Raw genomic sequence first — 12,019 nt, forward strand, 5'->3', positions numbered from 1 at the left:
TTGCAATGCAAACAATTTTGGAAGTTGAAAATTTAAATAAAACCTTTACGTTGCATCAGCAGCAGGGCGTTGTCCTGAATGTGCTGAAAAATATCAGTTTCAACGTACAGGCAGGCGAATGTGTGGTCTTGCACGGTCACTCGGGGGCAGGTAAATCAACCCTGATGCGTACGCTATACGGTAACTACCTGCCTGCCAATGGCAGTATCCGTATTTTGCACCAGGGTGGCATGTTCGACATGGTGGGTGCCGAACCGCGCGAGATTATGGCGGTGCGCCGCGAAACCATGGGTTATGTGAGTCAGTTCCTGCGGGTGATTCCACGCGTCACGTGTCTGGATATCGTCATGGAGCCGGCGCTGGAGCGGGGCTGGAGCCTTGAAAAGGCTCGCAGCCGGGCCCAGGCCTTGCTGCAGCGCCTGAATATTCCCGAGCGCTTGTGGTCATTGGCTCCCGGCACGTTTTCCGGTGGTGAGCAGCAGCGGGTCAATATTGCCCGTGGCTTCATGGTTGACTGGCCGGTTCTGCTGCTGGATGAACCCACGGCATCGCTCGATGACGTCAACCGTCAAGTGGTGCTGGATTTGATTACGGAAGCCAAACAGGCGGGTTCGGCGCTTATTGGCATTTTCCATGACAAGGCTGCCCGTGATGGGGTGGCCGACCGTTACATTGACATGAATACCCAGGAGGCAAGTCATGCCGCATGAGCAGATTTACACCAATGCCAAGGTTGTCACGGCCAATGAGGTCTTTACCGGTACGGTGGTGGTTCGGGATGGCCTGATCAGCGAGGTGAGCGAAGGAAACAGCCGGCTTTCGGCTGCCCGGGATTTAAATGGCGATTATTTAATGCCTGGATTTATCGAGTTGCATACCGATAACCTGGAAAAATACATGAATCCCCGTCCGGGGGTGGATTGGCCGTCAGACTCGGCCGTACTGGCCCATGATGCGCAAATTGTCGGCTCCGGTATTACTACGGTGTTTGATGCGCTGTCGATTGGCGATGTGAATCCCAAAGGGAACCGTCTTCAGCAATTGCCTCGTATGGTAGAGGCCATTGGAAAGGCTAACCGGGAGGGTCATATGCGTGCCGATCATCGGTTGCATCTGCGTTGTGAGGTGAGCCATGAAAAAACCCTTGAAATGTTTGAAAAACTGGTTGATCATGAGCTGGTCAAGCTGGTTTCTTTAATGGATCACACACCCGGACAGCGCCAGTTTGTCAAATACGAGAAATACCGTGAGTATTATCAGGGCAAATATCACCTGAGCGATGCCGAGATGGAAAATTTTATTGTTCGCCAGCGCATCAATGCCGAAAAATACAGTGTTGAGTATCGTCGCAAGATTGCCGGTATTTGCCAGGAAAAAAACCTTTCCATGGCCAGCCATGATGATGCCACTCATGAGCATGTGACAGAGTCGGCCGGTTTTGGCATGCAAATTGCAGAATTTCCCACCACGCATGAAGCGGCCACGCTTAGCCATCAGTTGGGCATGAAAGTACTGATGGGGGCGCCCAATATTGTACGGGGCGGTTCCCATTCCGGCAATATTGCCGCCGCAGATCTTGCCGGCCATGGCGTACTGGATATTCTGTCCAGCGATTATTATCCGGCCAGCCTGTTGCAGGCGGTTAAAAAGCTGAGCGAATTGGAAAATGGTTACGATTTGCCCAAGGCCGTCGCCACCATTAGCCTGCTGCCGGCACGCGCCGCCAATTTGAGTGATCGCGGTGAAATCAGGCTGGGTTTGCGGGCGGATCTGGTTCATGTCGCACAGGCCGGTTCTCAGTTTGTGGTGCGTCAGGTCTGGCGCGAAGGGAACAGGGTGTTCTAATGGCGGGAAAACTGGTTTATTTGGTGGGACCCTCAGGAAGTGGCAAGGATAGTCTGTTGCAGGCCCTGGCCCATGATTTGCCAGATGATTGCGTTATCATGAAACGGGTGATTACCCGGCCAGAAAATTCGCCGGGTGAAGTGGCGGATTCGGTCTCGATGCAAGTATTTGAGCAGATCGAGGCCCAGGGCGGTTTTTCCATGAGCTGGCGGGCCAACGGCCTGGCCTATGGTATTCCGAAAGACCTTGACCGTCATCTGGCGGAAGGAAAAACGGTATTGGTTAACGGTTCGCGTTCTTATTGTACTCATGTAAGCCAGTTATATCCCGATGTCATTATCGTGCTGGTTGCCGTCAAGCCCGAGCTGCTCAGGCAACGCCTGATTAGCCGGGGACGGGAATCCTTGCAGGAAATTACCTTGCGTTTAGAGCGAAACAGCTGCTTTGAGCAGGTATTGCAAAATAAGCTGGCCTTGCAGCAGCTCAGTTTCTTTCTTTTGGACAACTCCGGTGATTTGATGCAGGCGGTTGAGCAATTGCGCGATAAACTGGAAATGTGGTGCCATGCAGGGGTTCGATCTGAAAAGCGTGCGTTTTTATCCTGAGATAACCGGTATCTTGATGTTTTCCCCGGTTTGCAGGCCGGGATTTTTTCTGGAGCAATAAATGAAATTGACATTTCTGGGCACCGGGGATACGGCCCAGGTGCCCGTTTATAACTGCCACTGCCCGGCTTGCCAGCAGGCACGCCAGAATCCGCAATTTGTGCGCAAACCCAGCAGTGTGCTGGTACAAAGCGGGACAGAACAATGGCTGGTTGACAGTGGCCATATGGATTTATGCCAGCGCTTCGCGCCGGGTACGCTAAGCGGTATTTTGCAAACGCATTATCATGCCGACCACGCCCAGGGTTTGTTGCATTTGCGCTGGGGCGTGGGGTTGCGTATCCCGGTTCATGGCCCGTTTGATGAAGCCGGCTTTGCCGATTTATACAAGCACCCCGGTATCCTTGATTTTTCGCAGCCTTTTGCTGCATTTGAAACTCGCCAGTTGGGGGCGCAATTCCAGGTGACCGCCTTGCCATTGGTGCACTCCAAACCCTGTTTTGGTTATTTGTTTGAGGAAGGGGAAAGGCGTATTGCCTACTTGACCGATACGGTTGGACTGGGGGCGGATACTTACGCTTTTTTAAAACAGCGACCCCTGGACTATTGCATTGTGGATTGTTCCCATCCGCCTCGCGATACGCCTCCACGCAATCACAATGATCTAAACACGGCGCTGAAGATGTGTGAGGGCTTGGCGATTGGTGTCTTGCTGCTGACCCATATTGGCCATGAAATGGATAACTGGCTCATTAACAATCCCGACTCCCTGCCGGCTAATGTCAAGGTGGCCAGGGACGGACAAGTCCTGACGGTTTGATATTGTTTCTTATAGATGGTTTAATAATATTCAGGTTCATGCCCCGTTAATCGGGGCGTTATTTTTTAATCTCCGAAGTAAACAAACAGGAACAACACATGCTGGAACCCTTGTCCTATTGGCTTAAAGCCTGGGAATATGACGTGACGGAAAACGAGGCCACCTGGATTGCGCTGGGCTTGATTTTCATTACAACCGTTATCATTCATTTCATCCTGCATTATGGGTTGGTACGATTTTTGCGGGCGCATATGCAAAAATCCCCGTATCTGTTTTTACAGCTATTAAGCCATTCTCGTCTGCTCAGCCACGTAGTCTTTTTTATTCAGGGGATCCTGGTCGGTATACAGGCCAATTTATGGCTATTACAGGGAAGGCTTCTGAATGGCATATTAATTGCCGTGCAAATATGGACATATATTTATGCACTGCTCGCCTTGTTTTCAACGCTGAATATCCTGCTGGACTGGTGTTATAAAAGGCAGGTGGCCACACAGCTTCCTTTAAACGGGATTTTCCAGACCATCAAGCTGGTCGCCTCCATTGCGGTGGGTATTTTCATTGTTTCCCTGCTTATTGGCCGTTCACCGGTTATTTTGCTAAGTGGTTTGGGTGCCATGACGGCCGTCCTGATGCTGGTGTTCAAAGATCCCATTCTGGGTTTGGTAGCCGGCATACAATTGTCGGCCAACCAGATGCTCAAGCTGGGTGATTGGCTTGAAATGCCCAAATACAATGCTGATGGTGCCGTGATTGATGTCGGCCTGACCACTGTCAAGGTCAGGAACTGGGACAACACGATCACCACAGTTCCCACTTATGCACTTATTTCAGATTCGTTCAAGAACTGGCGGGCGATGTCGGAGTCGGGTGGGCGTCGTATCAAGCGATCCATTAATATTGATGTGACCAGCATCAATTTTATCAGTGAAGCAGAAATGAAAAAGCTGGCCAGAAGCCGTTTGCTGGCCGACTATATCCTGGAGAAAAGTCGTGAGCTCGAGCGTTATAACCTAGAGCATGACTGGGATTTGAGCCTGGCCCTGAATGGCCGGCGGTTAACCAATATAGGTACCTTCAGGGCCTATTTGGAAACGTATTTGCGCAATCATGCCAATATCCGCAAAGACATGACCATCATGGTCCGGCAGTTGGCCCCCACTGAAGATGGTGTGCCTATTGAAATTTACTGCTTTACCAATACCGTGGCGTGGGTTGAATATGAAAGTATCCAGTCTGATATTTTTGATCATATCTTTGCCGTGGTTCCCGAATTTGGGTTGCGCCTGCATCAATCGCCCAGCGGGCATGATTTTGCCTTGATTGCCCGGAATTTGTCTGAAGTCGCAGAAAAGCAAAGTCAGTCAGCCTGAAAACAGGACCGCTGACGGTTGGGAGAATCGGGCATTTGCCTGTGAAAAAACCAGGTAATAACCCGATTCAGCCACGGCCGGCGGGTTTGTCGTGACTTGAATAGAAAACGCTCTGTTACAATGAAACGTTATTGTTTACCCGGAATGGGTAAATTTTTTCTATGGTTTTATAAGAACATCCATGTAGGAGATTGAAAATGGCTATTTCCCGTCGTGATTTAATGAAAATTGCGGGTGTTTCCGGTTTGGCTGCTTTGGCACCGTCTTTCGTGCGTGCCCAAGACAAGAAACTGGAAAAAACAGATGTATCAATCGCGGTGGGTGGCCAGGCGCTGGTTTACTATCTGCCTTTGTCGATTGCTGATATTAATGGCTACTTCAAGGAAGAAGGACTGAATGTGAAAATTGCCGACTTTGCCGGTGGCTCAAAAGCCTTGCAGGCGGTTGTGGGTGGCAGCGCCGATGTTTGTTCTGGTGCATTCGAGCACACCATTAACCTGCAGACCAAGAAGCAGTTTTATCGCTCTTTTGTGCTGCAGGGACGTGCGCCCATGATTGGTCTGGCTGTGTCCAAAAAGAACATGCCCGATTACCAATCACCGGCAGACCTGAAAGGCAAAAAAATCGGTGTCACGGCACCAGGGTCTTCCACCAATATGCTGGTGAGCTTTTTCCTGAAGCAACATGGTCTGAAAGATTCCGATGTGTCCATTATTGGCGTCGGTGCCGGTGCCGGTGCGGTAACCGCTTTGCGCTCGGGGCAAATCGATGCCATCAGTAACGTGGATCCGGTGTTAAGTATTCTTGACTATGCGGGAGATATCCAGATCATTGCCGATACCCGCAGCCTGAAAGTTACCGAAGAGATTTTTGGTGGCCCCATGCCCTCAGGCTGTCTGTATGCGTCACAACGCTTTATTGATGAGAATCCCAATACGACACAGGCCTTGGCCAATGCCATTGTCAAAGCCGACAAGTGGATCCAGCAGGTGGGTGTTGACGAAGTCATGAAGGTGGTTCCCGAAAGTTACCTGTTGGGTAATCCCGAGGTCTACAAGCTGGCCTTGACCAAAAGCTTCGAGGGCTTGTCACCCAATGGCCTGATGAACGAGAAAGGACCCGAAACGGCTTTGAAAGCATTGGCCAGCTATATTAAAAATTTCAACGCCGAGGCGATTGATTTGTCCAAGTGCTGGACCAACGATTTTGCTGAAAAAGCGCAAACAGTTTAAGTCAATATGTCAGAACCTGCATTATCTTTGGATAAGATCACATGTACCTTCGTGTCACGTGATAACAAAAACGAGAAATATACCGCACTGCGTGACGCCAGCCTGCATATTGCACCTGGTGAGTTTGTCTCTGTCGTGGGGCCAACCGGTTGTGGCAAGTCAACCCTGCTTAACGTAGGGGCCGGGTTGCTTGAGCCGTCTGCCGGTTCCGTCAAGGTCTTTGGCCAACCTTTGCGGGGTATTAATCACCGGGCCGGTTATATGTTCCAGGGTGAGGCACTCATGCCCTGGCGCAGTGCGCTTGAAAACGTGATGGCCGGGCTTGAGTTTGCCAATGTTCCCAAAGAGCAGGCCCGTGCCCGGGCCATGGATTGGCTGCAACGGGTTGGTTTGTCGCATGCCGTCAACAAATACCCCCATCAAATGTCGGGGGGAATGCGTAAGCGGGCCATGCTGGCGCAAACCATGATCCGGGATCCGGATATCATTCTTATGGATGAGCCTTTTTCGGCCCTTGACATCCAGACCCGTCAATTGATGGAAAACGAGGTCCTGGAAATATGGATGAGCCAGCGCAAGGCGGTGTTGTTCATTACCCATGACCTGGATGAGGCGATCGCCATGAGTGATCGTGTGGTGATTCTTTCAGCCGGTCCGGGAACGCATATTATTGGTGAGTTCAAGATTGATTTGCCACGGCCCCGTGATGTGGCCGAGGTTCGTTCCCATCCCCGTTTTGCCGAGCTGCACAAGGCTATCTGGGATGTCCTGCGCGAAGAAGTCCTGAAAGGATACAATCAACAGAAACGGGCCTGATATGTGGAATTCAATTAAACCTAATACACGCAACTTCCGGTTGTGGCAGTTTATTATTTTGGTGTCAATACTGGGTGTTTGGTATTTTGCCTCGCTTAACGACAACGTGGCTTTCTTTTTTGGCCGGCCGCTTGGGGTGGCCCAGACTATCTGGGACTGGTTTATTGTCGATGGCGATATTTACCGTCATTTAGGGGTGACCTTAAGTGAAACCCTGTTGGCTTTTGTGATTGGCACGGTATTCGGCATGTTGTTTGGCTTGTGGCTGGGCCTGTCAAAAACCGCCAGTCTGGTGCTTGATCCTTACCTGACCGCGCTCAACTCCATGCCCCGGGTTATTCTGGCGCCTATTTTTGCCATGTGGTTTGGCCTGGGTATCTGGTCAAAAGTGGCGCTGGCCGTCACGCTGGTATTTTTCATCGTGTTTTTCAACGTGTACCAGGGCATCAAGGAGGTCAGCCCCACTTTGCTGGATAACGCAAGAATGCTGGGAGCCAACCGCAAACAATTGTTGCGCCATGTCTATTTGCCATCGGCAACCAGTTGGGTGTTTTCCAGCCTGCATGCATCGGTAGGTCTGGCTTTTGTGGGCGCAGTGGTTGGCGAGTACCTGGGTTCGGCAAGTGGGGTCGGTTACCTTATTTTGCAGGCCGAAGGCACTTTTGATATCAATACGGTGGTGGCCGGTATTATTGTGTTAACCGTCTTCGCCTTGGTCCTTGATTTAATGGTCAGCCTTACCGAGAAACATTTCCTGACCTGGAAACCCACCTCGGGCGAAACCGAAAAGCTGTAAGTGCTCAAGCAGACAGATGTTTGTCTGTTGATACGATCCTCCTGTTGCCGGATAACACATGCCGGGAACAGGGGGATTTTTTCTTGTCTGTTTTCCTGTTGTTTTTTTAAGGTTGAGTCAGGCTCACCGTTCGCAAGATGGGCATATATGGTTAAGATATGATATTCATGAATTACAGTTTAAATAAATAAGAATATTTACTTTTTTGTTGGATGACAAATGACAAAACAAATCAGGATTGCAGCCATTCCCGGTGATGGTATTGGTAAAGAAGTCATGCCCGAGGGCTTGCGTGTATTGAAAGCGGCACAGGAAAAGTTTGGGCTGGATTTGCACATAGAGGAGTTTGAGTGGGCCAGCTGCGATTATTACGTTCAGCACGGCAAAATGATGCCCGATGACTGGTTTGAAACCCTGCAGCAGTTTGATGCCATTTATTTTGGAGCCGTAGGCTGGCCCGATACCGTGCCTGACCATATTTCCCTGTGGGGTTCCTTGCTAAAGTTCCGTCGTGATTTTGACCAGTATGTAAACCTGCGCCCGGTAAAATTGTTACCTGGCGTGCCATGCCCATTGGCCAATCGCCAACCTGGCGATATTGATTTCCTGGTCGTGCGTGAAAATACCGAAGGTGAATATTCGTCGGTAGGTGGCAAAATGTTTGAAGGCACCGACCGTGAGCTGGTGTTGCAGGAGTCGGTTTTTACCCGCAAGGGCGTAGACCGCATTCTGAAATACGCCTTTGAGCTGGCGGCCAGGCGCGAACGTAAAAAACTCACGGCCGCCACCAAATCCAATGGCATTTCAATTAGCATGCCTTACTGGGATGAACGGGTGGCCTTAATGGCGCAAGACTACCCACAGGTACAATGGGATAAACAGCACATTGATATCCTGTCTGCCCGCTTTGTGCTGCAACCCGACCGCTTTGATGTGGTTGTGGCTTCCAATCTGTTTGGCGATATCCTGTCCGACCTGGGGCCGGCCTGTACCGGCACGATTGGGTTGGCGCCTTCAGCCAACCTGAACCCCGACCGCACCTTCCCGTCCCTGTTCGAGCCGGTGCACGGGTCTGCGCCTGATATCTACGGACAAAACATCGCCAATCCGATTGCCATGATCTGGTCGGGTGCCATGATGCTGGACTTTTTCAGAGAACAGGATCCGGCCTGCGCACAGGCTCATGATGCCATCATGGCTGCGATTGAAACCGTGCTGGTGCAGGGGCCAAAATCTCGGGATCTGGGTGGCACGGCCAATACCACAGAAGTGGGCATGGCGATTGCCGGTCTTATTTAAGCATTGGCAAACAAGGAAAAATAATGAGCAAGAAACGGATCGCCATTGGCGCTTTGGGGGGCACCATTAGCATGACTGCCAGCCAGTCCGGGGGCGTAACCGCCACCCTGGGCGCCCGGGAGCTGGCTCAAGGCGTGCCGGGTATTGCCGATATGGCAGATTTTAGCCTGCAAACCCTGCAAAAATTGCCCAGTGGTTCCATTCGTTTTGAGCATCTTTTCAATTGCCTGGCATGGGCCGAAAAAGAAGTGGAAAAGGGTGCCGATGGTGTCATTATTACCCAGGGCACCGATACGCTGGAAGAGTCCGCCTTTTTTCTGGATCTTTTCTGGCGTCATCCCCAGCCCTTGGTATTGATGGGGGCCATGCGTTCGCCCGAAGAGCCCGGAGCCGATGGCGCAGCCAATTTGCTGGCCTCGGTGACGGTTGCGTGTAGCCAGGAATCTGTCAACAGGGGTGTTCTGGTAGTCATGAATGACGAAATTCATGAAGCGAGACATGTCCGTAAAGTTCATTCAAGCCGTGTTAATGCCTTTGAATCTCCGGTATTTGGTCTGGCAGGGGTGGTGCTTGAAAAGCAGGTACAGTATTTCAGGGCAACCGTGCGTAAACCACAACTGGCGATCCCGGCCAGTACCAGTGCTAAAGTGTTATTGCTTGAGCATACGCTTGATGATGATCCGGATATACTTTCTCTGGCAATAGCGCACGGGGCTTGCCAGGCAGTCGTGGTTGCAGGCTTCGGATCCGGCCATGTTTCTGAGTCCCTGCGGGATGTGCTGGTGGTGGCCGCAGAACGGATACCGGTTGTTGTCTGTTCCAGAACCGGTGCGGGCAGTACCACACAGGCCGTGTATGGTTATAAAGGTGCTGAAATAGACCTGCAGAAAAATGGTGTTTTAATGGGGCGGTGGTTGTGTCCGCGCAAGACGCGATTGTTACTGGCTGTGGCACTATGGAATAATTGTGACAGGGAACAGATTAAAGACTTGCTCGTGCAATGGAGTGCAAGCCACTAATACCAGGAAAAAATATGAGTGATTTTAGTTATTTTTTACTTGCGACGGTACTGGGCGTATTGTTTTTGGGGATTGGGTTGATTGCCTGGAGGCTTATTAAACGGGCAATTGGCATTCCCAAAGAGATTGATAAAAATGATCTGGATTGACCGTTCGTTTTTGCTTGAACAACATGCCTGGTGTAAAGGCGTTTTTTCAGCTGTTCAAGAAAGGTTCTAGCAGGGTTTTGGCCAGTTCAACCTGGTCTGCCCGAACCATCAGGGTCTGCTCATTCAGGCTATTGGATACCGCTCCGGGATACATGGAACTGAATCCCCGTCCTGAAATGATAAAGTGAATGTTATAGGCCGTCATGAGCGAAGAAATAACGGCCGCCTCCGGTTCTGATTTCATTGTATAAATCGGGATCATGTCCATCGTGTTCTCACTGTGTGGTAGTAACAAAAATAGAGTATATTTTTCAATTGTTTAAGTGTATCCTATACGAAACGGCCATTGAGGTGGATGAATTGGCTTTTCTGTTTTAACCTTTCGGAGGTGTAGCATGAAAAAATCCTTTATACTTATCTCCACTTTTGCTGTTTTGGGAGCTGGGCTTTTCGCTACTTCGGCGGGTGCTGCCAGTTTCGAGTATTCCCCTCCCCTGGAAGTAGGGTTCAACAACAATAATAATCATGAGTTGAAATTCCGTGGCTTCGAGCAGGATAAACTGGAAGAAAGAAATTCCCGCATAAGCTGTGTGGGTGCTTGCGATGACCGTAATAAAACCCTGTACTTCCTGCAGCATCAAACCATTGCCAATCTTCCCCTGGTTACGGGCACAACAGAACAGGTAAGCTCGTCCAGTATAGATAACCAATCCGTTACAGTCAGTCATGAAGTCATTAGCAATGAGGCCGTTGACAATAGTTCCCAGTAAGTTCTTACTGGAGGTAACTCATAGGCTGTCTGATGAATACTAAAGGGAATGCATAAACCTGCTTGCCAGCTTGGCTAGTGCGCAGGTTTTTTGTTTTTCATTGTTGTATATTAGGATGAAACAGAGCGGTCTAGCCTGAGCTTAGTTACGATTAACCCCAGGGTCAACAAGCTCATGCTGATGCAAAATATAATAACGGCTGACAGTAAACCAAAAGCATCGGCCAGCAGCCCAACTGAAACAATGGGTAGAATGGTTCCCAGATAGCCAATAAACAAATAAGTTGAAAAAATGGGACCTCGGTTTTCAGGGGTGCTGAGTTGTCCCACAATGCCAAACGTGGCCAGCAGGATGGCGCCATGGGCAAGCCCGGCCAGGATATCCGACATTACAAATAATAGGGTGGAATGGGTACTCATGGTGAGTCCCAGTGCCAGGCAAGCCAGCAGCAGGAACAGCATGCCAAGGTATAAGGTCCGGTGTAGGGGCAAAGACCTTAGCATGAACTGGGTACAGCCTGATATGAACAGGACCGAAGCAATTGCCGTCCCGCTAATGGCTGGGCCGTTCCATGGAATCATTTTTTCAAGGAAAGAGGGGGCCAGTGAACCATAAAGGCTGAATATGCCAAAAGCGGCAAACGCGGTCATGGAAATAATCAGGAAAAGCGGTTTAAGGGCAGGGTCTGCCGGCATCTCCAATTTGGGCATGAAAGAAGGGTGGCCTGGCTTGCTTTGTATTTCTGGCCTGACAGACCGCAAGCCATAAAGAATAACAATACAGGGTACCAGGACGGTGACATAAGGCGTGACCAGTGGATAGGGCAGAAACTGGGCAATCCAGCCACTAATGAATGGCCCCGAGCCAAATCCCGCTACACTAACCATAGAGGCAATCTGCCCCGATCTGGATTTATGGCTGGCAGGAAGAATCTGGCTCATGCCAAGCATGGCTGAAGTGCTGATCATACCAGAAGCAATACCTATGGTGACCCGCCCGAGCCCAAGCAGGAATGGGGAAATGGCCAGGGCAGAAATGCTTAGGCCAATAATGGAAAAAACAAGTCCTCCTTTGAGGACGGGTAAAAAACCGTAGTGGGCGGTGACTTTACCCAGAAAAAGCAGGGTAACCAGGACACCCATCATATAGGCAATGAAAATATAGGTGATTTCGCTGGGTAGCAGGTCCCACAGGGCTTGGTAAAACGGATAAAGAGGGCTTGCAAGGGCAGTTCCCATGGTGCCGGCACACAGTGCGGCACCGACCCAGGCAAAGGGTCTCCAGGTGGTTTGCAT

14 protein-coding genes are annotated in these 12,019 nt (G+C 50.5%); 12 read left to right on the top strand and 2 right to left on the bottom strand.

Annotation, left to right across the window (positions count from 1 at the left end; genetic code table 11):
- Positions 1-5: 5 nt before the first annotated feature.
- The 11 genes from phnL to HCX92_RS14960 all read left to right on the top strand — a co-directional run bounded on the left by phnL (position 6) and on the right by HCX92_RS14960 (position 9,954).
- A complete protein-coding gene (gene phnL / locus HCX92_RS02205; protein ID WP_169293287.1) occupies positions 6-710 on the top strand; it encodes a phosphonate C-P lyase system protein PhnL in 705 nt (234 codons plus the stop codon).
- A complete protein-coding gene (locus tag HCX92_RS02210) occupies positions 700-1,845 on the top strand; it encodes an alpha-D-ribose 1-methylphosphonate 5-triphosphate diphosphatase (protein WP_169293288.1) in 1,146 nt (381 codons plus the stop codon). The genes phnL and HCX92_RS02210 overlap by 11 nt, the downstream gene beginning before the upstream one ends.
- Positions 1,845-2,450 (top strand): phosphonate metabolism protein/1,5-bisphosphokinase (PRPP-forming) PhnN, encoded by a 606-nt coding sequence (phnN, locus tag HCX92_RS02215; protein ID WP_169293289.1) that lies wholly within the window; start codon positions 1,845-1,847, stop codon positions 2,448-2,450. Before HCX92_RS02210 ends, phnN begins: the two co-directional genes overlap by 1 nt.
- A 61-nt stretch (positions 2,451-2,511) precedes the next feature.
- Positions 2,512-3,270, top strand: coding sequence for a phosphonate metabolism protein PhnP (phnP, locus tag HCX92_RS02220; protein WP_169293290.1), 759 nt, complete (start codon positions 2,512-2,514; stop codon positions 3,268-3,270).
- A gap of 98 nt (positions 3,271-3,368) precedes the next feature.
- Entirely contained in the window at positions 3,369-4,643 is a 1,275-nt protein-coding gene (locus tag HCX92_RS02225) for a mechanosensitive ion channel family protein (RefSeq protein ID WP_169293291.1), read from the top strand.
- Positions 4,644-4,840: 197 nt separating this feature from the next.
- The gene (locus HCX92_RS02230) at positions 4,841-5,875 is read left to right on the top strand and encodes an ABC transporter substrate-binding protein (RefSeq protein WP_169293292.1); all 1,035 of its coding nucleotides are present in this window, start codon (positions 4,841-4,843) and stop codon (positions 5,873-5,875) included.
- Between the two features lie 6 nt (positions 5,876-5,881).
- Positions 5,882-6,691, top strand: a complete 810-nt coding sequence (locus tag HCX92_RS02235) for an ABC transporter ATP-binding protein (RefSeq protein ID WP_169293293.1) — start codon at positions 5,882-5,884, stop codon at positions 6,689-6,691.
- A 1-nt stretch (position 6,692) separates the two neighbouring features.
- Positions 6,693-7,487 (top strand): ABC transporter permease, encoded by a 795-nt coding sequence (locus tag HCX92_RS02240; protein ID WP_169293294.1) that lies wholly within the window; start codon positions 6,693-6,695, stop codon positions 7,485-7,487.
- Between the two features lie 219 nt (positions 7,488-7,706).
- Positions 7,707-8,786 carry a tartrate dehydrogenase gene (locus HCX92_RS02245; protein WP_169293295.1) on the top strand — a complete coding sequence of 360 codons (1,080 nt, stop codon included), beginning with the start codon at positions 7,707-7,709 and terminating at the stop codon, positions 8,784-8,786.
- 23 nt (positions 8,787-8,809) lie between these two features.
- Entirely contained in the window at positions 8,810-9,805 is a 996-nt protein-coding gene (locus HCX92_RS02250) for an asparaginase (RefSeq protein WP_169293296.1), read from the top strand.
- A gap of 14 nt (positions 9,806-9,819) precedes the next feature.
- The gene (locus HCX92_RS14960; RefSeq protein WP_256368573.1) at positions 9,820-9,954 is read left to right on the top strand and encodes a hypothetical protein; all 135 of its coding nucleotides are present in this window, start codon (positions 9,820-9,822) and stop codon (positions 9,952-9,954) included.
- A 46-nt stretch (positions 9,955-10,000) separates the two neighbouring features.
- Here the strand turns inward: HCX92_RS14960 and HCX92_RS02255 are convergent, their stop codons facing one another.
- Positions 10,001-10,222 (bottom strand): putative signal transducing protein, encoded by a 222-nt coding sequence (locus HCX92_RS02255; protein WP_169293297.1) that lies wholly within the window; start codon positions 10,220-10,222, stop codon positions 10,001-10,003.
- Positions 10,223-10,349: 127 nt separating this feature from the next.
- Between HCX92_RS02255 and HCX92_RS02260 the strand changes: the two genes are divergently transcribed.
- Entirely contained in the window at positions 10,350-10,724 is a 375-nt protein-coding gene (locus HCX92_RS02260) for a hypothetical protein (RefSeq protein WP_169293298.1), read from the top strand.
- A gap of 110 nt (positions 10,725-10,834) precedes the next feature.
- Here HCX92_RS02260 and HCX92_RS02265 read toward each other — a convergent pair whose 3' ends face one another.
- Complete coding sequence (locus HCX92_RS02265; protein ID WP_169293299.1) at positions 10,835-12,019, bottom strand: MFS transporter; 1,185 nt, start codon at positions 12,017-12,019, stop codon at positions 10,835-10,837.

Source organism: Advenella sp. EE-W14 (assembly GCF_012923605.1).
Classification (GTDB): Bacteria; Pseudomonadota; Gammaproteobacteria; order Burkholderiales; family Burkholderiaceae_B; genus Advenella; species Advenella alkanexedens.